This window comes from Neorhizobium sp. PAMB6630 (assembly GCF_058242775.1).
The window spans coordinates 1,062,112-1,083,639 of record NZ_JBZAYV010000002.1; the positions used below are offsets into that span (position 1 = coordinate 1,062,112).

At 62.0% G+C, this 21,528-nt stretch carries 20 protein-coding genes; 6 read left to right on the plus strand and 14 right to left on the minus strand.

All coding sequences use genetic code 11. The features are described 5' to 3' along the window. Positions 1-2 precede the first annotated feature (2 nt). The 6 genes from AC4CWF_RS23620 to fdxA all read left to right on the plus strand — a co-directional run bounded on the left by AC4CWF_RS23620 (position 3) and on the right by fdxA (position 5,702). Positions 3-1,091 carry a phosphotriesterase family protein gene (locus AC4CWF_RS23620; RefSeq protein ID WP_491287783.1) on the plus strand — a complete coding sequence of 363 codons (1,089 nt, stop codon included), beginning with the start codon at positions 3-5 and terminating at the stop codon, positions 1,089-1,091. A 33-nt stretch (positions 1,092-1,124) separates the two neighbouring features. After that, positions 1,125-1,895 carry a glutamine amidotransferase gene (locus tag AC4CWF_RS23625; protein WP_491286015.1) on the plus strand — a complete coding sequence of 257 codons (771 nt, stop codon included), beginning with the start codon at positions 1,125-1,127 and terminating at the stop codon, positions 1,893-1,895. Between the two features lie 7 nt (positions 1,896-1,902). After that, complete coding sequence (locus AC4CWF_RS23630; RefSeq protein WP_491286017.1) at positions 1,903-2,811, plus strand: PfkB family carbohydrate kinase; 909 nt, start codon at positions 1,903-1,905, stop codon at positions 2,809-2,811. Continuing rightward, entirely contained in the window at positions 2,808-3,650 is an 843-nt protein-coding gene (locus AC4CWF_RS23635) for a BtpA/SgcQ family protein (protein ID WP_491286019.1), read from the plus strand. The genes AC4CWF_RS23630 and AC4CWF_RS23635 overlap by 4 nt, the downstream gene beginning before the upstream one ends. Continuing rightward, entirely contained in the window at positions 3,647-4,945 is a 1,299-nt protein-coding gene (locus AC4CWF_RS23640; RefSeq protein ID WP_491286022.1) for a Zn-dependent hydrolase, read from the plus strand. Before AC4CWF_RS23635 ends, AC4CWF_RS23640 begins: the two co-directional genes overlap by 4 nt. A 406-nt stretch (positions 4,946-5,351) precedes the next feature. After that, the gene (fdxA, locus tag AC4CWF_RS23645) at positions 5,352-5,702 is read left to right on the plus strand and encodes a ferredoxin (protein WP_491286024.1); all 351 of its coding nucleotides are present in this window, start codon (positions 5,352-5,354) and stop codon (positions 5,700-5,702) included. A gap of 31 nt (positions 5,703-5,733) precedes the next feature. Here fdxA and AC4CWF_RS23650 read toward each other — a convergent pair whose 3' ends face one another. From AC4CWF_RS23650 to AC4CWF_RS23715, 14 genes are all read right to left on the minus strand, one after another. After that, complete coding sequence (locus AC4CWF_RS23650; protein ID WP_491286027.1) at positions 5,734-6,663, minus strand: LysR family transcriptional regulator; 930 nt, start codon at positions 6,661-6,663, stop codon at positions 5,734-5,736. A 42-nt stretch (positions 6,664-6,705) separates the two neighbouring features. Then, on the minus strand, positions 6,706-7,482 hold the full coding sequence (locus tag AC4CWF_RS23655) for an enoyl-CoA hydratase-related protein (RefSeq protein WP_491286029.1): 777 nt from the start codon (positions 7,480-7,482) through the stop codon (positions 6,706-6,708). Next, positions 7,479-8,639: a CaiB/BaiF CoA transferase family protein gene (locus AC4CWF_RS23660; RefSeq protein ID WP_491286031.1), complete on the minus strand. Its 1,161-nt coding sequence runs from the start codon at positions 8,637-8,639 to the stop codon at positions 7,479-7,481. The genes AC4CWF_RS23655 and AC4CWF_RS23660 overlap by 4 nt, the downstream gene beginning before the upstream one ends. Then, positions 8,636-9,994, minus strand: coding sequence for an FAD-dependent oxidoreductase (locus AC4CWF_RS23665; RefSeq protein WP_491286033.1), 1,359 nt, complete (start codon positions 9,992-9,994; stop codon positions 8,636-8,638). Before AC4CWF_RS23665 ends, AC4CWF_RS23660 begins: the two co-directional genes overlap by 4 nt. Positions 9,995-10,019: 25 nt before the next feature. Beyond that, the gene (locus tag AC4CWF_RS23670; protein ID WP_491287784.1) at positions 10,020-10,775 is read right to left on the minus strand and encodes an ABC transporter permease; all 756 of its coding nucleotides are present in this window, start codon (positions 10,773-10,775) and stop codon (positions 10,020-10,022) included. 104 nt (positions 10,776-10,879) lie between these two features. Then, positions 10,880-11,692, minus strand: coding sequence for an ABC transporter ATP-binding protein (locus AC4CWF_RS23675; RefSeq protein WP_491286035.1), 813 nt, complete (start codon positions 11,690-11,692; stop codon positions 10,880-10,882). Positions 11,693-11,697: 5 nt separating this feature from the next. Then, positions 11,698-12,729 (minus strand): ABC transporter substrate-binding protein, encoded by a 1,032-nt coding sequence (locus AC4CWF_RS23680; RefSeq protein ID WP_491286037.1) that lies wholly within the window; start codon positions 12,727-12,729, stop codon positions 11,698-11,700. A gap of 314 nt (positions 12,730-13,043) precedes the next feature. Then, entirely contained in the window at positions 13,044-15,119 is a 2,076-nt protein-coding gene (locus tag AC4CWF_RS23685; RefSeq protein WP_491286039.1) for a formylglycine-generating enzyme family protein, read from the minus strand. Between the two features lie 8 nt (positions 15,120-15,127). After that, positions 15,128-15,511 (minus strand): VOC family protein, encoded by a 384-nt coding sequence (locus tag AC4CWF_RS23690; RefSeq protein ID WP_491286041.1) that lies wholly within the window; start codon positions 15,509-15,511, stop codon positions 15,128-15,130. A 14-nt stretch (positions 15,512-15,525) separates the two neighbouring features. Continuing rightward, a complete protein-coding gene (locus AC4CWF_RS23695; RefSeq protein WP_491286042.1) occupies positions 15,526-16,920 on the minus strand; it encodes an ABC transporter substrate-binding protein in 1,395 nt (464 codons plus the stop codon). 7 nt (positions 16,921-16,927) lie between these two features. Then, positions 16,928-17,767, minus strand: coding sequence for an ABC transporter permease (locus tag AC4CWF_RS23700; RefSeq protein WP_491286044.1), 840 nt, complete (start codon positions 17,765-17,767; stop codon positions 16,928-16,930). A gap of 2 nt (positions 17,768-17,769) precedes the next feature. Further along, a complete protein-coding gene (locus tag AC4CWF_RS23705; protein ID WP_491286046.1) occupies positions 17,770-18,780 on the minus strand; it encodes an ABC transporter permease in 1,011 nt (336 codons plus the stop codon). 73 nt (positions 18,781-18,853) lie between these two features. Continuing rightward, positions 18,854-20,416, minus strand: a complete 1,563-nt coding sequence (locus AC4CWF_RS23710) for an ABC transporter substrate-binding protein (protein ID WP_491286048.1) — start codon at positions 20,414-20,416, stop codon at positions 18,854-18,856. A 228-nt stretch (positions 20,417-20,644) separates the two neighbouring features. Continuing rightward, on the minus strand, positions 20,645-21,502 hold the full coding sequence (locus tag AC4CWF_RS23715) for a sulfurtransferase (RefSeq protein ID WP_491286051.1): 858 nt from the start codon (positions 21,500-21,502) through the stop codon (positions 20,645-20,647). Positions 21,503-21,528 lie beyond the last annotated feature (26 nt).

Sequence of the window (21,528 nt, forward strand, 5' to 3'; positions counted from 1 at the left end):
TGATGGACCATCTCTTCAAGGACGAACTGCCGCCCCGCCACCCGATCGGCGTGCGCTCGGGCACCGTGATGACGGTGCTCGGACCGGTGCCGATTGCCGACATGGGCGTGACGCTGATGCACGAGCACATCTTTCTCGATGGCGCGACCTCGTGGAAATGCCCGTGCCATCCGGATGAGCGGGCGATTGCCGAACAGCCGGTCAATATCGAGATCATCGGCGAGTTGCGGATGAACCCCTATATGAACCGCGACAATGTTTCGCTGGATGATGGCGACCTCGCTCTGTCCGAGTTGAAGCGGTTTCAGGCGCTCGGCGGCCACACCGTGGTGGAAACCACCAATTTCGGCATTGGCCGCAATGCCGAGCAGTTGAACCGCGTTGCCCGCATGTCCGGCTTGAAGATCGTCATGGGCACCGGCTTTTATCTGGAGCATACCCATCCCGAATGGCTGAAAGCCATGGATCTGGATGCGGTGACGCAGTTCATTGTCGATGATGTCGGCGGTGGCGAAACGCAACCGGCAATCATGGCCGGTATCATCGGCGAGGTCGGCGTCAGCAAGGATTTCACCGCCGAGGAACAGAAGTCGCTGCGCGCGTCGGCGCGTGCCTCGCGCATCACTGGCCTGCCGCTCTCCATCCATCTGCCGGGCTGGGAGCGGCTTGCCCACCGTGTGCTCGACATGATCGAGGAGGAGGGGGCGGATCTGAAGCATACGGTTCTCTGCCACATGAACCCCAGCCACAACGACCTGCCCTACCAGAAGAGCCTGGCCGAACGCGGCGCCTTCCTCGAATACGACATGATCGGCATGGATTATTATTATGCCGACCAGGACGCACAGTCGCCGTCGGACGAGGAAAACGCCCGCGCCATCGCAAGCCTGGTGGAGATGGGCTTTTGCGACCGTCTTCTCCTGTCGCAGGACGTGTTCCTGAAGATCATGCTGACCCGTTATGGCGGCTTCGGTTACGGCTATATCCTGAAGCACTTCCTGCCGCGCCTGAAGCGACACGGCATGACGCAGGAGGCCATAGACCGGATGCTCATCGACAACCCCAAATCCGTGTTTTCCGCCGCGGCCTGACGGCCTGGTACGACCAATTTTGCAGGAGCAGACATGACAAAGAAAAAAGTTCTTCTCGCCGGTGAATCCTGGGTCTCCACCGCTACCCATATCAAGGGTTTTGACCAGTTTCCGACCGTCACCTACCACACCGGCGCCGACGAACTCCTGAAGGCGCTGAAGGCGAGCGAATTCGACGTGACCTTCATGCCCGCCCATGAAGCCCAGCGCGATTTTCCCCAGACGCTCGAGGCGCTCGACGAATACGCCGCCATCATCCTCTCCGATATCGGCGCCAACACGCTGCTTCTGCATCCCGATACCTGGATCCATTCCAAGCGCACGCCGAACCGCCTGAAACTGCTGAAGCAGTATGTGGAAAACGGCGGCGCACTTTTGATGTTCGGCGGCTACTACAGCTTTCAGGGCATCAATGGCGGCGCGCGGTTCCACAAGACACCCATCGAGGAGATCCTGCCCGTCACCTGCCTTTCCGCCGATGACCGGGTCGAGGTGCCGGAAGGTTTTAACCCGGTGGTGACGGCAACGGAGCCGCACTCGATCCTCTCAGGCCTTGGCACCGACTGGCCTTATCTTCTCGGCTTTAATGAAGTTGTGGCCAAGCCGGAGGCACAGGTTCTGGCAACGGTCTCGTCCGAATACGGATCGCTGCCGCTTCTCGTCACCGGCACCTATGGCAAGGGCCGCACGCTCGCCTGGACCTCCGATGTCGGCCCCCACTGGCTGCCGCCGGAATTCATTGCCTGGGATGGCTACAAGACCTTGTTCGAGCAGATGCTGGCCTGGGCCACGGCGAAAGACTGAAGATACCATGCGCCTCCACGTCGTCGGCAATATCTGCCTTGATACGACCTTCGGACTGCCGCACCTGCCGCAGCCGGGGGAAACCATCAATGGCAGGCTGACGGCGGAGGGGCTGGGCGGCAAGGGCGCCAATCAGGCGGTCGCAGCCGCCCGCGTCGGCGCCGATGTCCGGTTTCATGCCGCTATCGGCTCCGATGCGGTTGCCGATCAGCTGGTTGCAACGCTGGAGCAGGATCTTTCGGCGCAGGATCTGGTGCGAACAGAAAATGCGACCGACCGCTCGACCATTCTGGTTGATCGAGCGGGAGAAAATGTCGTGATCAGCGCCGTTGCCTGCGCTGCCGCATTCGATCCACGCGCAAACCTTGCTCAACATTTCAGGGCAGGCGATGTGCTGCTGATGCAGGGCAATCTCTCGCCCGAGGTCACGCAAGGCTGCCTTGCCCATGCCAAACGCTGCGGCCTTTACACGATCTTCAACCCGAGCCCGCTCGATCAGCAGACGGTGATCGATTTTTCCTCCGTCGACCTCCTGATTGCCAACCGGACGGAAGCGACAGCACTTACCGCCACGCCTGACATGGCAGCGGCCATTGCAAAACTGGTGCAGCTCGGCGCGGCAGGCGTCATCGTCACGCTCGGCGCCGACGGTTGCCTGGTTCAGGAAACGGCAGACGCCGCGCCGCTGCATATTGCCGGGTTGACGGTCGAAGCACGCGACACGAGCGGGGCCGGCGATTGTTTTGCCGGCACGGTTGCCGGTCTTCTATCGATTGGAAAACCGTTGACGCCTGCCATCGCGGTCGCCATGGAGGCGGCAGCCCTTGCCGTGTGCCGGCATGGAACCGTGGCCTCCTTCCCCTCTAGGGCGGAAATGGCCGCCCTTCTCACCAAATGCGAACTGGAACGCCCATGAGTGACACCACGAAATCCATTGGCCAGGTTGCAGGCAATGCCCTGATCGACCTTTTTGGCCGCGACAAGGCCATCATCGGCGTCGTGCATCTGGCGCCTCTTCCCGGTGCGCCGCGTTATGACGGCGAGGCCGTCGAGACCATATACCAGCGCGGACTGGACGATGCGCGCGCCTATCTCGGCGGCGGCTGCGATGCCGTGATCATCGAAAACCACGGCGATATTCCCTTTGCGAAGCCCGATGATATCGGCCACGAGACGTCTGCCCTCATGGCTGTCGTCTCCGACCGGATCCGCCGCGAACTTGGCCGCCCGATCGGCATCAACGTGCTCGCCAATGCCGCCATTCCAGCCCTTGCCATCGCAACGGCGTCCGGCGCAGGTTTCGTGCGCGTCAACCAGTGGGCGAACGCCTATGTGGCGAACGAAGGCTTCATCGAGGGCGAGGCGGCGCGCGCCATGCGCTACCGCGCGCATCTGCGGGCCAAGGGCATCCGCATCTTTGCCGATGCACATGTCAAGCACGGCGCCCATGCCATCGTCTCCGACCGTCCGGTCGAGGAACAGGTGAAGGATCTCGTGTTCTTCGATGCCGATGTGGTGATTGCCACCGGCCAGCGAACCGGGCATGCCGCCGATATCGGTTATATCGGCATGATCAGAAAGGCCGCCGGCCTTCCGACACTGGTCGGCAGCGGCGTGACGCCCGATAACGTCAACGACATTCTCAACGTAGCAGACGGCGTGATCGTTGCCAGCTCGCTGAAATACGATGGCGTCTGGTGGAATGCGGTGGAGCCGCAGCGCGTGAAGGATTTTATCGCAGGCATTCGCCGATGATCACGGCGCCGACAGTTGATGGATCAAGGCTGTTGCGACGTCTTGCCCAGTTCGCGTCGATCGGCGCAACGCCGGGCGGCGGCGTCAACCGACAGGCGCTGAGCATCGAGGATCGCAAGGCGCGTCGGCTTCTGGCGGATCTTGCGGGCGCGCGCGGCTTTCTCGTCTATCAGGATGCGGCGGCAAACCTCTTCATCCAGCGGTCGGGCCGACAGCCCGATCTTGCGCCGCTTCTCATCGGCAGCCATCTCGACAGCCAGCCGGGTGGCGGAAAATATGACGGGGCGCTCGGCACGCTTTCGGCCTTCGAGGTGCTGGAAGCCCTGGAAGATTTAGGCATCACCACCGAGCGGACGGTGGAGGTGGTGGCCTGGACGAACGAGGAAGGCAGCCGCTTTTCCCCCGGCTGCATGGGCTCCATGGCCTTTGTCGCAGCATCGCTGCCCGATGAATGGCATGACATGACCGGCGCCGATGGCGCGCCGTTTTCATCCGAACTGTCCGCCACGCTTGCCGCCCTGCCGGACGCGGAACTGCGCCCGCTCGGCCATGCCGTCTCCGCCTATGTCGAACTGCACATCGAGCAGGGACCGATCCTCGAGCGCCGTGGTGTGGCCATCGGCATCGTGACGGCCGTGCAGGGCACCAAGTGGCTGGACGTCTGTTTTACCGGCGAGGCCGCCCATGCCGGAACGACGCCGCTTCCCTATCGACGGGATCCGATGGCAGCGGCCGTCCAGGCCATGGCCGCGCTGCAGGCATCGGTGATGCAAGGAGATGCACTCGCCCGCCTCACCGTCGGCCGCATCGCCGTCGAGCCGGGCTCGATCAATGTCATTCCCCGCGAAGTCCGCTTTACCGTCGATATCCGCCATCCGGAGGCCGACAAACTTCAAGCCATGCTGCAGGTGGTGAACGCCCACTGCACGACGGCAGCGCAAGAGCAGGGTTGCACCGTGACCCTGACCCAACGCTTCGACATGCCGCCCGGCCGTTTCGACGAGGGCGTGATCGAGGCTATCTTGCAAGCCTGCGAAAGCTGCGGCATCACCTCCATACCGCTGGTATCGGGCGCGTTTCACGATGCCCTATTTCTTGCGCGCGTCGCCCCATCCGCCATGATCTTCGTGCCCTGCCGGGATGGCATCAGCCACAATGAAGCGGAATTTGTGCCCGACGAAAACGTCATCCTCGGCGCCACGGCCCTGTTGCATTCCACCCTTCGCCTGAGTGCTGCATGCGCACCTGGACAGGGCTTTTCGCAAATAGGGGCAACAGATGCCGGGCCCTGCTGAGGGTCTTTCGGGCAGTGAGAATTACACAACCGGCAGAGAAGCAAGCAGGGTGAACCGATGGCCCGCTTGGCCGATTGCCACTCGTCGGTTGTGCGTCTGATTGGCGCTGGCGCTTTTCTGTTTTCCCCGACAGTTCACCTCGGTGCGCACGCCCGCGCTCCTCGTACCAGCCTTCCCGGTCGTCCGGGCCGATCTGGGTGGCGCGGTCAGCAAGAGGTGGTCGGGTGCCGGCACCGCTGCACAGCCGACAACCGGAATATGACGTCGCGTAGAAGACAGTCTTTCGCCATAGATCACTCACAGTCATTGCCCGTTGCCAAAACGGCAATTGGTTTTGCGAACATCGGCACTTCTTTGCAACGCCCCCGTCTGCAATAACCAAGGGGCAGCTGCGGAGGTCGGACGCATGGCCTATGTCATTACGGATCCCTGTATCGATGTGAAGGACGGCGACTGCACGACGGCCTGTCCGGTGGATTGCATCTATGAAGGTGGACGGTCCTTCTACATTCATCCGGATGAATGCATCAATTGCGGCCTGTGCCTGTCGGTCTGTCCCGTCGATGCCATTCTCTTCGACGAGGACATAGCCGGGCACAAGCAGGCCTACATCGCGGCAAACCGCGAATTTTTCGGCCCTGATGTCACCGGGTGGGGAGCGCCGGGCGGCTGGGAGCGAGGGCAGGCAAGTCCGTTGGACCACCCGCTCATGGCAGCCTTTCCAGTGCGCAAGGCGACGACCATGACTGCCGGATAATAACCTGTCGCGGACGCCGCGGCATGTGCCGTCACACGGTGCGTTTGGCGAGAGCTGTTGCAATCTTCAGGCTGAATTTTTCAAGGCCCTCGCTCAGGAAGTCCACCATCGTATTGGCGGCATGAGTCAGCTTGCGATGGCGCGGCACGACAACGCCGACCTGCAGGTCTTTCAGGCGCGAACCGGCAATAGAGAGGGCGACGACCTCGCCTGCTTCCAGTTCCTGCAACAGGCCAAGAGGCGTGAAGAAGGCGACGCCGGCACCAGAAAGGATCAGCGGTTTCAGCATCATCTGGCTGTTGGTCGACACGAAGCTGCGACCGTTGCGCTCCAGCGCGCCCAGTTCGATCGAGATCATCGAACTCATGACATCGTTGTTGAGCTGCAGGAGAAGATTGAACTGGGCGCATTCCTGCAGGCTGACGGTCTTTTGTCGTGCCAGCGGGTGATGTCTGGCAACGATGGCCATCAACGGCATGCTGACGCCCCGCACCATCGCGACATCGGCAGGACGGTCGACATCGAACGTGATACCGATATCCACGTCGCCCTCGGCCAGACGCTGGTAGATATTGTAGCTTTCGGCGCGGATGCGGAAATCCACGGCGGGATGGCGGCGGTGAAACTCGGCCACCTGTTCGGGGAGGAACTGCACGGCAAGACTGTCGAGGCATGCAATATGCACGCGGCCGGTCTTCTTGCCCTTGAGGTCGCCGAGATCTCCCTTCATCACGTCATAGCGCTGCAACGTTTCGCGCGCGTGGCGAAGCACCACCTCGCCGGCAGACGTCAGGCGCAACCCATCGGAAAACCGCTCGAACACCGGCGTGCCAAGTTCGTCTTCCAGCTTCTTTATCTGACGGCTGAGGGCAGAGGTTGCCACATGCAATTCCTCCGAAGCCTTGCGGATCGAGCCGGTGCGGGCAATCGTTGCGAAATATTTGAGAATGCTGGCGTGCATCGGGCCTTCCTTGGGGTGTTTCGGCCCTTAATCTACAGAAAGTCAGCGACCCTGCCAGATGGGGGCCCGTTTCTCCTGGAAAGCCCGCACACCTTCGCTGGCATCCTCGCTCTGCAGCGCCCGAACCAGCGCGGGTGTGCGCAGAGACTGGGCTTCGGCCGGTGAAAGATGCGCGGTGCGGTTGACGGTCTGCTTGATCGCCCGCAGGGATAGCGGCGCGCAGGCGAGCAGATCGGCGACCCATCGTTCGACCGCCTCGTCCAGTTCCTCACGCGGGGCAACCTCGTTCACGATGCCAAAACGCGCCATGTCGCTTGCCGAAAACTGCCGGCCGCTCAACATCACGCCCATGGCCTGGTTAAAAGGGATCTTGCGCTGCAACAGCACCATGCCGCCATCCAGCGGCATACGCCCGACGCGGGCTTCCGGCAGTCCGAACCTTGCATTCTCGGAGGCGATGACGATGTCGCAGCCGAGCACCATTTCAAAACCGCCACCCAGCGCAAAGCCGTTGACCCTGGCAATGACAGGCACGTCGAGAGACCGACGAAAAGCGATGCCGCCAAAACCGGCCGGGCGAGCAAAGGCCCAGTAATCCAACCCGGATTTACCGCTGCCGCCCTTGAGGTCGGCACCGGCGCAGAACGCCTTTTCACCCGCCCCGGTGAGCACAACGCAGCTGACATCGTCACGCGCTTCGATCTCACGCCACACCGCCTCGAGCGCCTCTTCGGTTGCCGCGTCCACCGCATTCATCCGCTCAGGCCGGTTCAGGGTGACACGGGCAACCCGCTCGCGGATCTCCAACAGCACGCTCATGCGGCGTCACCCCTTAAGGCCTCAGGCGTGGATGGAAAGAACTCCGCATTGTGCTCACCAAGCGTCGGCGGCGCAAGGCGCACCGTCACGGGCGCGGCCGAGAGCGCTATGGGAGATCCCACCAGCCGCACGGGCCCGGCCGGCGTTTCGCCAGCCTCCAGCACCATGCCGTTGATGCGGGTCTGCTCGTCGTCCAGGGCCTCGGCCAGCGTCCGCACCGGCGCACACAGGATATCGACATCCTCCAGCCGCTTCAACCAATGGGCACTGGAGTTTTGTGCAAAGCGGTGGTGAAAGATGGCCTGCAGGGCCGAACGATTGGTCATCTGCCGGTCGAAATCGGCAAAATCGGGCTTGAGCGAGAGGTCCTCCATCTCCAGGGCGGCGCATATATCGCGCAACGGGTTCTGCTTGAAGGCGCCGACCATGACGATCTCGCCATCGGTGGTGGCAAAGCAGCCGGTCAACGGAAAGGCCCCCCAGTTCAGCTTTTTCTCGCGCATCATCCAGGCGGCCCCCTCCTGCATCTGCAGGGCGATCATCGACGAATACAAACTGACCGAGACCTGCTGGCCCTCGCCGGTCTTGGCCCGATGCAACAGCGCCAGCAGGATGCCCTGGGCCAGATGCATCCCAGCGGCATAATCGGCCAGCGGCGTTGCATAGATCGAGGTCGGATGGGCCTCGTCACTCTTGCGCTTCATCAAACCCGTCAGCGCCTGGGCCAGAATGTCCTGGCCGCCCTTGTGCCGATAGGGACCCTCGAGGCCGAAGCCGGTTCCCACGGCAAAAATCAGGCGCGGGTTGAGCGTCTTCAGCGTCTCGTAGCCCAGTCCCATGCGCTCCATCACGCCGGGCCGGAAATTGTTGACCACCACGTCGGCATCCTTAATCAGGTCGAGGATGCCCTTCAGCACGGCGTCCTGCTTCAGATCCAGCGCCAGGCTCTTCTTGTTGCGATTGAGCGAGCAGAATACCGGGTTGTTGAGCCCGTCCGGATCCAAGCCCAGCGACCAGCGCGACAGGTCGCCGATTTTCGCCTTCTCGATCTTGATCACCTCTGCGCCGTAATCGGCTAGGGTCTGGGTGCAGCAGGGGCCGAGCATGACCTGGGTGAAATCGATGACGCGGATGCCGTCGAGGGGAAGGGTGGTCATTCGGCAGCCTCCAGGAATGATGCATTGGCAGACGGCCTGTCGCCGGGATCTGCCCCTTGCGCACGCAGGCTTTTACGAATCTGGCCTATATCGGCCTGTCGCACGGTAACGCCGGCATCTAGCGCGACGACGGCAGCGACACCGGCAGCCTCGCCCATGGCCATGCAGGGCGGGATTTCGCGGCTCGATTTCTGTGCCTGCGGCGTGGCGGAATAATGCCGGCCGGCCACCAGGATCTGGTCGATTTCGCGTGGCAGCATGGCCCGGTAGGGGGTGTAGTAATCCCGGCCGCGGCAGACGGTATCCTCAAAATGCCTTCGGCTTGCCACATCGTCCTTGGTCACCACATAGTCGCCCTGCAGCAGGCGCGTCTGGCGCACACCGGTCTGTGGCGCAAAATCCACCACATAGGCCTTTTCGAAACCCGGCAGCTGTTCGCGGGCGAAATCCAAGAGCTTGCCGATGCGGGTGCGCCCTTCCATTTCCGCCGTCGTCAGGTCCTCGACACTAAGGCCGGAGAGCTTGGGCATATGCGGGCAGTTGAGCCAGATAACACCGGGCAGCGGCGTCTTCAGCCACCAGAAGGACCAACAACCGCCGATCAGGCGCTTGGCCTCATGGTCCAGTCGCTTGAAGCGTTCCGGCTCCTCATGCTCGAAGCGTTCGGCAGCGTCGGTATCAACACCGCCCCAGCGCGACACGGTGGTCAGGAGAAAATTGTCCTCGATATGCGCCGCGCCGGCATTGGCTGCAACGTCGAGGTCGCCGGTGGTATCGATGATCACATCGCCCATGATCGCCTGCTGACCGGCCTTGGTCTGGCAAACCACTCCTTTCACCACGCCATCCTCGACGATGGTGTGCGAGAACCAGCTGTGGGTGCGAAGTTTCACGCCGGCCTCGCGGATCAGGTCATAGGCCGTGCCCTTGAAGGCATCGGGATCGAAGGCTGCGGAAAAGCACACCGGATGCGGCATGGTCTGGGTGTGGAAGTCGAACAGGCCCCAGCGTGACCAGCGGCGCCAGGCCTCCGGCGTGGCGCGGATATGGTCCTGCATGTCCTTCGCATCGGGCGTGACGCACAGGCCCTTCTTCTGCATCCGCTCGATCATTTCCAGGCACAGCCCGCGCACGGTGACCTCGTGATCGTTCGTCATGTCATCCAGCACCAGCACCATGCCACCGGAGGCAAGACCGCCCAGATAGGGATAACGCTCAAGAAGGGTAACGGAGGCGCCGTTGCGTGCCGCCGAGACTGCGGCCGAGATGCCAGCCGGTCCGCCGCCGACGACGACCACGTTGGATCTGTCGACGACCGGGACGTCGGCCGCGGGTCGGTGAATTGTCAATGTCATGGCTGATGTCCTGTCGATTATAACGTCAGTGGTTGCTGGTCTTCCAGCGGACGATTTTCTTTTCCGCCAGCGACACGATGGAAAACAGCGTGACGGCAAGGGCTGCTGCAATCATCACCGTGGCGTAGAGCAGCGGCGAGCGGAAATTGTAGGTGGCCTCGATGATCAGCGCCCCGAGCCCGAAGCTTGATCCGATCCACTCGGCAACGATGGCACCCATGACGCAACTGGTGGCAGCGATGCGCAGCGCGGCAAAAAGAAAGGGCATGGAGGCCGGGAGGCGGACCTTCCAGAGGATTTCCATCTGGCTTGCGGAAAGAACGCGCATCAGGTCCAGCATGGCGGGGCTTGCCGACCGCAGGCCCTGGACCATGTTGACCAGCGTTGGAAAGAAGCAGATCAGGCCGGCAATGATGATCTTGGGTGCCACGCCATTGCCGAAGATCAGCACCAGGATTGGTGCAAGCGCGATGATCGGGATCGACTTGATAAAGACGGCGATCGGATAAAAGGCCTTCTCCGCATTGCTGTTGTGAACGAACCAGACGGCAAGCAGGATGGCCGCGAGATTGCCGAAGAAGAAACCTGCCAGGGCTTCCATCAGGGTCGGAAGCAGGTTCGTCCACAGCACGCCGGCATTGTCGCGAAGTGCGGCAAGCACTTCCAGCGGGGCCGGTGCCATGAAGGTCGGCACAGAAAAGACCGTGATGACGGACTGCCACAACACGATGCAGCCGATGGCCGCGGTGATCGTCGGCCAGCGGTTGGCAAGCCAGTTCATCACGCCCTTCTGCAGGTAAACACCAAACGGCAGCGGCGCATCCTGACGCCCGGACATATCCGCATCGCCGGCGGCAATTTTCGTGGAGGGTGCAATGTCGCTCATCAGCATTCCTCCAGAAGGGCACGCAGATGTGCGGTGATCTTCACGAATTCCAGCGTATCGCGGATCTTCAGCGAGCGGGGGAAGGGAAGGTCCACCTTCAGGAACTCCTTCACGCGGCCCGGATGGGATTGCAGCATCAGCACATGCTGGCCGAGAAACACGGCCTCCGGGATGGAGTGCGTGACGAAGAGGATGGTGGTTCCGGTCTCCTGCCAGAGGCGCAGCAATTCCTCGTTCAGCTTGTCGCGAGTGATTTCGTCGAGCGCGCCGAACGGTTCGTCCATCAGAAGGATGCGCGGGCGCGTCACCAGCGCTCTTGCAATCGCCACACGCTGGCGCTGGCCGCCGGACAACTCGTCCGGCAGGGCATTTTCGCGTCCCTTGAGGCCGACCATGTCCAGCAGTTGCGCAGGATCGGCATAGGAACTGCCGGGACCATGCCGGCCGACTTCGAGCGGCAGGCGCACATTGTCGATCACAGTTCGCCAGGGCAAAAGCGTTGCCTCCTGGAAGACAAAGGCAAAATCGCGGCCTTCCCGCGCCTGCCTTGGCGTTTGCCCGTTGACCGAAACGGAGCCGCCGCTGATCGGCACGAGGTCAGCGACACAGCGCAGAAGCGTCGATTTCCCGCAACCCGATGGACCCAGCATGGTGACGAAACCGCCCTGCGGAATATCCACGGACACTTTTGACAGTGCCGTGAATTGCGATGCGCCGCTTCCGAAACGGATGTCGAGATTGCGGATGGAAACGGCAGGCGCGCAAAAAGCCGCGTCCATGGGCGTGTGCTCTTTTGCAAGACCGGCTGCCATGACGGTTATCCCACCTGCTTGCGGATGTCGGCGGTGGCGTCGAGGATCGCCAGGCTCATGACGTCATCGACAGTCGGCACCGAGCCCTTGAACTGTCCGAGATCGGCATAGGCGCCGAGCTGGGCCTTCCAGTTGTCAGCATTCATGGCGCCCCAGCCGCTTTTCGCCGTCACATCGTTGAAGGCAAATTTCATCAACGGGCCAATCGCCTCCAGTTCGTTCGCCTTGTCGAGATTGGGGTAGGCCTCCACCAGAAGCGACACGGCTTCCTCCTGGTGATCGCGGGCATAACCCCAGCCCTTGGCCGTGGCGCCGAGGAAACGTGTCAACTCGTCTGAATGCTTGGAAAGCTGGGCGTCCGTGGTGTAATAAACGTTGGCGTAAAGCTGCAGCCCGCCATCCCACAACATGAGATCGACACGGTCGTCGCCGAGCACCTTGAGGGCGCTGGTATTGGTGAGCCAGCCGGTTACGGCATCGGCCTGACCGGTGATCAGCTGGTTCATGTCGGAGCCCATGTTGACCATCTTCACCTGGTCTTCCGCAATGCCGTTCTTGGCGAGAAGCGCCCGCAGCAGGATGAAGGCCGTCGGTTGCGTCGCAATGGTCTTGCCGATCATGTCCTTCGGCGAGGCAATCGGCTTGCCCTTGCGCGAGAAGTAAGCAAACGGGTGCTTCTGATAACCGGCTGCAATGGCTTTCACCGGCATGCCGGCAGAGCGGGCCAGCATGACCGACGGGCTCGACGAGATCTGTCCGAGCGTCGATTGCCCGGCTGCGACGCCTGCCACGCCATCGACATTCGGGCCACCGGGCACGATGTCGAGCGTGATACCCGCATCCTTGTAGAACCCTTTCTTCATGGCGACGACTTCGCCCAGAATTCCGTTGGAAGCCAGCCAGCCGAGCTGCATGCGGATCGTTGCATCGGCGGCGCGGGCGCTGGAGATGCTGACGAGACTTGAGGTGGCTGCAAGCGTGCCCGCAGCGGCGCTGCCGGCGAGAAATCCGCGCCGGTTCATCGATAAATTGGACATCTGGTTCCCCTTTTTGGAGCGCGACTGTGACCGGTCACGCCGTATGCCTTCTGGCACTGGGGGAAATGATGCGGGAAGGAAGCGTTCTAAGAAAGAAGAATTTTTAGTTTCTTTCATTGCCGATATGGCAACGCATTTTAGGCAGGATCTGGTCGGCAAGACGGCCGCCGACGCGGCCGCAGGATTTACAGATCAATGCAAACCTTTGCCCTTTCCTGAATGCGGTTCATGTCTTCAGGGCAGCATCTCGATCGCCAGCCGTTCGGTGAAACGTGCCTGCGGGGCTCTGCGTCAGTCCTTGCGCCGCCGCCCCATCAAGGCGAATGCTGCGAGACGGCCACGCGAAAACCGTTGCCGCGCCAGTAGCCATCCGGTTCAAGGCTGCCGCGATAGGTGGTGCAGGCCTTGAGTTTTCCGCTCGAAAAACATCCGCCCCGGAGTACGCGACGGATACGCGGGCCAGCGTCCGGGTCTTCCCGCCCATCGGTTGCGTACGGGTAGCGGAAGGAGGGCGTCGTCATGTCGTCGCCCCAGAGCGTCGTTGTCCATTCCCAGACTTCGCCAGCCATGTCAAAACAGCCAAAGGGGGAGCGCCCCTTGGGAAACAACCCGACAGCAATAGTGCGGTTGAACCCGGCTTCCTCCGAATTGCAGGCATCCTCTTCGAACACCGTGCCCCAGGGATAAACGATGGTCTCGTCGCCGGCATCCGGCTGGTCGCCGCGGGCTGCCCGTTCCCATTGCGGTTCGGTGGGCAGGCGCACCACATCATGCGGCTCGATCCGACCTTCGGCGCGCCACCGCAGCGTCAGCCAGGCGCAGTAGGCGTTCGCATCATGCCAGGTGAGATCGGTTGCCGGCGCGTTGCGGCGCTCGGGGTCGTGCGCCTCGGGGCTTTTCCACGGCCGCCCGGTCTCTGCGATGAAGCGGGCGTAATCGGCATTAACGACGGGATAACGACCGAGGCGAAACGCTTCTACGGTGACCGGATGGGCGGGTGCGGAATTCGGATGGGTTGCCGATCCGAACGTGAATGTGCCGCCGGGGATATCGGCAAGCGCCTGCAGATCGCGCGGATCACCGAAATACGAGAGCGTGCGCGCGGCCCGTTCACGGCGATAGGCCGAGAGGCGGCCCTCTTCGACAACCGACAGAAGAAGCGGCAGCACGTGCTGGCGAAGCTCTGGCGCCTGTTCCAGAAATTCGGCCGCGAGCAACGCGCCGTGGAACGGCATGTCATCGGGTCCAGCCAGAAGAGGCTCGATCAGCGGTGCAATCGGCCGGCCGCTCCCCAGCAGCCGGCGGGCAAGGTTCTGGATCAGCGGCTCGAAGGCCTGCGGGTTCTCGCGGTAGAGCGCTACTGCCTCTGCCGGCGGATGAAGATGAAGCTCGTTTGCAGCCAGCAGCGTCGAAAACCGGAGGCCCAGCGTCTGCAGTCTTTGCAGGATCGCGTCATTCTGTTCGAAACCATCGCCTGTGACATACGCCAGCGCATGACGCGTCACCACCATCGGATCGACGCCGAGCTGCCGGGCGACCCCGCCCGCCCAGGCATCGGCCAGAGCCTGTTCGCTGTCCGGCTCCGTCTGCGGCTGGATTTCCATCCGGGCACCGAAGAGAGCCGGGTTGGCGGTCAGGCTTGAGCGCAGGCTTGGCGGCATTTCGGGTGCGCCCGCCCGCCGCTGGCTGGCAAGAAGCGGCAACAATTCATACCGCGGCAGATCGGCGGGCAGTGGCCAGTCGCGCACGATGCGGCTGTCGCCGAGAAGGAGAGCGCGCACATGAGGTGTCGTGGCCTGAAACTGCCGCACCGCATCGATCATCTGCGGCCCCGCCGCCTGAAGGGCGTCGATGCCGTCGACAATCAGCAGCAAGCCGGTATCGCCGTCGCGCCAGGCGTCGCTGTCGAGGAGGGTGCAGAGGCCGGGCAGGCGGCGCTCGATCAGCGTTTCAAGCGTCAGGCCCGCTTGCGCGTCGATCACCAGCGGCACGAGGTTTTGGATGTCGAACATTTCAGGCGCGGTATCGCCTGCCTCGTTGCGGACGATCATGCGGGGCGCGTTTTCTCGCGAGGCAATCTGCCAGGCAAGGTGGCGGGCAAAGCTCGTCTTGCCGGCGCCGCTCTCGCCGGTGAGGAGCAGCAGGGCGTGGTCACGCAGCATTTCCACGGCCGAAAAGTGCTGCGGTACGGGGGGCGGGGCACCGTCCGCAAACACGCGCAGGCCCTTGGCCGCCTTGTCCTCATCGGTGAAATTGACGAGAAGCGGGATGAAACCCTCGATCAGCGAAACAGGCCGGCCCTGCGGCCCCTCGTCCGGCAGGACATGAACCACGGTGCTTGCCGCCGTGGCGACGGCCTCCGTTCGCAGACGATCAAGGGCATCATGCATGGCAGACCTCAGCGGAAAAGTTTGGCGACGTCGGGATTGTGAAAACGCTGGATCTCGATGGCATAACCGGCGGGATCCTCGAAAAAGAAATGTTCGCAGAACGTGCCGCGCAGCATATCCGAAAGACCGGGCACTTTTGCGGCAGACAGCTTGTCATGCCAGGCCTGAACCTCTTCGCTGACGATGGTGAGCAGCACGGCACTTTTCGGCTGGTGCTTCAGGTGGCCGCGATTGCCATCGACAATGCCGAAATAGCTGTTGGGCGCGATGCGATAGATGCGCGCCATGGTCTGGTCGAGCACCAGCTCGAAGCCGAGCACCTCCTCGTAGAAGGGAATGACGGCATGGATGTCGTCGTAATAGAAGAAGGTGATCGAATAATCTCTGGTCATAAGCTTTCTCCGGATCAGGCGACGACAAGCGTGCCCTTGTGGTCAATCGACAGACCGCTCAGGCCTTTGCGGGCTGCAAACACATCGATGGGATGGGTAATGTAGAGCCAGGGCGGGTTGTCCCTGAGGTGCGACAGGCATTTCCCATAGGCTGCTTCGCGGGCTTCCGGCGCGACCGCCGCATTTGCCGCGGCAATCAACTGCTCGGTCTGCGGATCATCGAACCCCTGCCACCACACAGCCTTCGTGACGCTTGAAATTTTGTCGTTCAGGATGCGATAGGTGCTGTGCGGCGAGGAATCGAAGATCGCCATGTCGCCCATTTCCTTGCGGCCGATCTGGCGGGCATATTCGGGCCGATCCTCCTCGATTTCGACATCCACGACGAGGCCAACGGCCTCAAGCGATCGCGCCACGAAGGCACTGATCTCAGGCGCCCGCTCCGGCATGAAGGTGGGGCTGCGCAGACAGATGCGCGCGCCGATGGCGCCGATCTCTTCCAGAAGCGCACGGGCCTTTTGCGGATCATAGGCGATCGGCTCCAGTTTGGCCGAGGCCATGCCGAGGTGAAAGGGGCTGACGACGGAAGATGCGGGAATGGCCAGACCGTGAAAAATGTCCCGCACGATGGCTTGTCTGTCGACGGCATGGTTGACGGCGAGCCGCGCCTGCGGGTGGCGAAATAGCCCTGTCGAACAATTGAGGTAATACATCACCGACAGGGTGTTTTCAGCCTGACCCCAGTCAAAGGCCGGATCGAAATCCGGTTTTCCGTGCATGCGCTCGAGATTAAGCGAGGCGTCTGCCACCCCTTGTTTCAGCAGCGAAAGCCGCTCTTCAGCAGAAGGTTCGGCCAATGCCACAATCCTCTGCGGCGCAGCGGTGGCGTCGAGCCTTTCCAGTGTCACTCGCCTTCTGGGCTCGAAATCCGTGACACGGAAAGGGCCGGTGCCAAGCGTGGGCGTGCCATCAGCCGCGATGCGGCAGATGTAGAATTCGGAGAAAATATCGAGGATATCGGCAATCGGCCGGGGATTGCTGAGGCTGACCGTGTGGTCATCGGGGGCGGAAAGGGTCGCATCGGCGAGATAACGGGCATAAGACCATTTCATGCCAAACGTGTCGACGGCCTCCAGAATACCGTCGATGAAGGCGAGGATGTCGGAGGCCGTGCAGGGTTTGCCGTCGTGAAACCGGGCGCCGTCGCGGATCCGGAACTGCCAGTGGCATCCTTCGTGATCCCGCGACCAGCCGGAAAAAAGCGCCGGCAAAACCTTCCCGTCACGCCATTTCAGCAACGGTTCGAACACCAGATTTTTCAGCGTCAGCACGCTGGTATCGTCGGTCACGCGCGTCGGCGGCAGGAAATCCACCTTTTCGAGCGCAATGGTCAGGGTCTCTTCTGCCATGGAGGCCTCAGTTGATCTGCGTGCGGCGGCGGGGATTAAACCAATCGGCAAGGCTGTCACCGATCAGGTTGAAGGAGAGGACGGCGAGCAGAATGGCGCCGCCCGGCGCCAGCACCACCCAGATGGCGCTTCTGGCATATTGCAGGTTGAGCGCCACATCAGCTCCCCATTCCGACAGCGGCGGCTGCGCGCCAAGCCCTAGAAAACCAAGGCTTGCCGTCTGCAGGATGGCGCTGCCGAGCGCGAGCGTCGATTGCACCAGAAGCGGGCCGATGCCATTGGCCAAAATATAGCGCAGGAGGATGCGCCGCGACGACAGGCCAAGCGAAACGGCGGCCTCCACATAGGGTTTGACCGAAATGGCGAGCGCCTGTCCACGCGCGACGCGGGCAAATTGCGGAGCAAGCGTGATGGCAACGGCCAGCATCGCATTCTGAAGGCTGGGGCCGAAGGCGGCGGCAAGCGCGATGGCGAGAACCAGCGCCGGAAACGAGAGGATCGCATCGACGATGCGCATGATCACCGTGTCCGTCCATCCCCCGACATACCCGGCGAGCGTTCCAAAAAACACGCCGATGACGAAGGCAAGCCCGACGACGCCAAGCCCGATGGCAAGCGTTGCGCGCCCGCCATACATGATGCGGGTGAGGATATCGCGGCCAAAGGAATCGGTTCCCAGCCAATGGGCGGCACTTGGTCCTTCGAGCTTGTGCAGAATGTCGAGCTTGGTTGGCGTATAGGGGCTGACGAAGGGGCCGACGAAGGCCAGAAGCAGCAACGCGACGAGGATGATAAAGCCGACAAGCGCCAGCCGGTTGTGCCGGAAAAAGAGGATCGTCTCGGTCATGGTCAGTCCATCCTCCGGCGAATGCGGGGGTCGAGCACGCCATAGAGCAGATCGACGATGATCGAGGTGGTGACGAAGAGCAGGGCAAACACCAGCGTCGTGCCCTGGATGACCGGATAATCGCGGTTCTTGATCGCCTCGAACATGTAGCGCCCGATACCGGGCCAGGAGAACACGGTTTCGGTGAGGATCGCGCCGCCGAGCATTTCGGCAAACTTCAAACCGATCACGGTGAGCGCCGGCATCAGGGAATTGAGAAGCCCGTGTTTCAGCACCACCTGATGGCGATGCAGACCCTTGGCGGTGGCGGTGCGGATAAAATCCTCGCCCATCACCTCCAGCATGGTGTTGCGCACGAAACGGGCAAGCGTGGCGGCGAGAAACAGCGCGAGAACCGTGACCGGCAGCACGAGATGCGCAAGGCCGCTGAGTGCTGCGGCCGGGTTGCCGGCAATCAGGCTGTCGAGGATGATGAAGCCGGTGACCGGCTCAACGGTCAGATAGGCATCGAGCCGGCCCGACACCGGCAGCCAGCCGAGATGGGTGGCAAAGATCAGTTGCAGCACGAGCGCCAACAGGAAGGCCGGCATCGAAACGCCCATCAGCGAGACGACGCGAAGGGTGTGATCAAACAGCGTGTTGGCCTTGACGGCGGAGAGAACGCCAAGCGGAATGCCGACAAGAATGGCGACGAGAACGGCGAGCACCGACAGTTCGATGGTGGCGGGAAGGCGTGCCAGAATTTCATGCAGCACCGGCTCGCCGCTTTTGAGCGATAGGCCGAGATCGCCATGGGCAAGGCCGACGAGATAATCGGTAAACTGCAAAAACACCGGCCGGTCGAGATGCAGCTGCTCGCGAAGCGCTGCGATCTGCTCGGAGGTGGCGCCTGGGCCGAGCAGGGTCACGGCGGGATCACCGGGGATGAGGCGGACCAGCGAAAACGCGATGACCAGCACGATTGATAGCACCGGGATCAGTCCGATCAGCCGGCGCAGAAGAAAGTTCAGCATGGGCTCGCTGCCGCTCCTGTTGCGGATGCGCCATCAGAAGACGGCGCATCCGGTCTGTCGTATCGCAGGTAACTTAACCCTTGGACACGCTCCAGTACTCATTGAGCGGCGGGGCGCTGTTGATGACGAGGCCCTTCACGTTGGAGCGGGCATAAACAATGAGCTTGGGGCTGAACAGATAGGCGCCCGGCACCCGCTTCATGATCTCTTCCTGCACGGTGAAATAGAGCTTCTTGCGGGTTTCCATGTCGGCCGTCTGCTGTGCCTTCAGGATCAGCGCATCGAGATCCTTGTCTTCAGGCATGCGGAAGGTCATCGCCGTATTGGCAAGCGAGGAGAGGTAACCGATGGTGATATGCGCGTCCGGGTCATTGTACCAGGGCTGGCGGCCATCAAGCGCCACATCGAACTGGCCGGCGGTCTGCAGCGTGCGATAGGCCGGGAATTCGGTCTGCTCGATCGTCGCATTGATGCCGATATCGGCCAGGTTTGCCTGCACGAAGGTGGCAACCGCGCCCCAGAGCGGACCCTGGAAGCTGTAGAGCTTGATGGTGAGGCTGGTCGGATCGATGCCGGCCTCCTTCAGAAGTTTTGTCGCCAGTTCCGGATCGTATTTCGGTGCAAGCTCCTTCACCTTCGGATCGAAGGCCCAGCTGTTCGTGGTCAGCGGACCATAAACGCGCTCGGCCGTGCCGCCGAAGACACCGGCGAGAAGGCCATCGTAATCGATGGCGCTGGCAATCGCCTTGCGCACGCGCACATCGGCAAACGGACCGTCCGTCTTGGAATTGTTGAATTCCAGCTGGCGGATGATCTGGCTCGAGGCTTCGAGAACCTGCACATCCTTGTTCTTCTTCAGCGAGGCAATGTCTTCGGCGGCAATCGCCGAGAGCTGGCCCTGCTGCTGGACGACATCGACGCCACCGTTTTCAAGTTCCAGCCGGCGCGTGGAGGCATCCGGAATGACGCGGTAAACGATGCGCGAGAGTTTTGGCGCGCCGCGGAAATAGGAGGGGTTGGCCTCCAGAACGACATTGGTATCGGCCTGCGCGCTCTTGAACACGAAGGGACCGGTGCCCACGGGGTTCTTGGCAAAGCTGTCGCCGAATTTTTCAACGGCAGCCGGGCTGACGATGGCGGCCTGCGGCTGAGCGAGGATGGACAGGAACGCGGGGTAAGGCTGCGCGAGACTGATCTTCACTTCCGTCGGCGAGACGACCGCGATATCGGAAATCAGGCCGAACGTGGCCTGCACATAGGAATTGCTCTTCTTCGTGCGCTCCAGCGAAAACTTCACCGCGGCCGCATCAAAATCGGTGCCATCATGGAACTTGACGCCGGGGCGGAGCTTGAAATCGAACTCCTTGCCATCGGCAGACACGGTCCAGGTTTCGGCCAGGCGGCCTTCCACCTTGGTGAAATCAGGCGCAGTCCAGGCGACCAGCGTATCGAACACGTTGAGGATGATTTCGCTGCCGATGGGCTCGGCCTTGTTGGTGCCGGGCTCAAGCGCCACCGGATCGGACGGCACGGCGACGACCAGCGTTTTCGACTGGTCCTGGGCCTGGGCGTCGAGTGCGCCCGCAAGGAGCGGCACCATCAATCCCAGAGTGGCAAACTGCTTCCAGACGGTCATTTGTGATGCATCCTTCCTGTTGTGTGAAGCCTTGAGGGTGTGCGCCAAGGCCGGTGGCCGGGGAAAAGCTGTCATTTCCCTGTGATATTCCACGAAATATATCATGGGTTCACAGCCTGTAAAGGTCGCATGCCTGCTTCCTATCCAGGAAGCATGTTTTGCCTATTTTATACTCTCTTACCGAATGAATTTACTGAATTTAAGCACTGCGATGGCCTGTTCCGCCGCTTATTCAGGCAGCGCCCCGGTCACCACCGGCCGGTCCGGGTCCGTTACCCAATGCGACCAGGAACCGGGATACATGGCAGCCTCGATGCCAATGGCGGCAAGTGCCAGCACCGAATGGGCCGCCGACATGCCGGCGCCGCAATAGACGCCAACCGGCTTTGTGCCATCGGCGCCAAGCGCGCCATACATCGCGCGCAGCGTGTCGCTCTCGGTGAAATTGCCGTAATCGGTCACATTATCGGGGGCAGGGGCAGAAAGGGCACCGGGAATATGCCCGCGCGGCGGCTGGCCGGTTGCTGCCACCCCGCCGATATAGTTCGGGCGGATGCGGGCATCGATGAGCACGCCGGAGCGGGCAAGATCGAGCGCCTCGTCCGGGCCGAACTGCGGCATGTGGCCACCCGTCAGCGTGACCGTGCTGGGTTCCGGTTGCGTTTCGGTGTCGCTGACCGGCAGGTCGGCGGCAAGCCAGGCGGGAAAACCACCGTCGAGAACGCGCACATCGGAAAATCCCGCCCAGCGCAGCACCCACCAGGCGCGCGCCGCCGTCATGCTGCGGTCGGCATCATAAACCACGATTGTGTTGTCGTGCCTTAAGCCCCAGGCGCGTGCCTTCTCCTGAAAATCCTCGATACGGGGCAGAGGACGCTGGCCGGCGCTTGGCGAGGCTGGCGACTGGAAATCCCGGTACGCCTCAGTATCGATGGCGCCTTCGATGCGCTTGCCGGTAAAATATTTTTGGCCCGTGTAAGGGTTGACCGAGTGGACGGCGAGGATGGTGATGTCATGGCCGGCAAGCCGCATCGCCTGCAACTGCTGCGGGGTTAAAAGCACGCGTTCACGGATCGGATCGGTCATCGTCTGCCTTGTCCATGGGGTCCGAC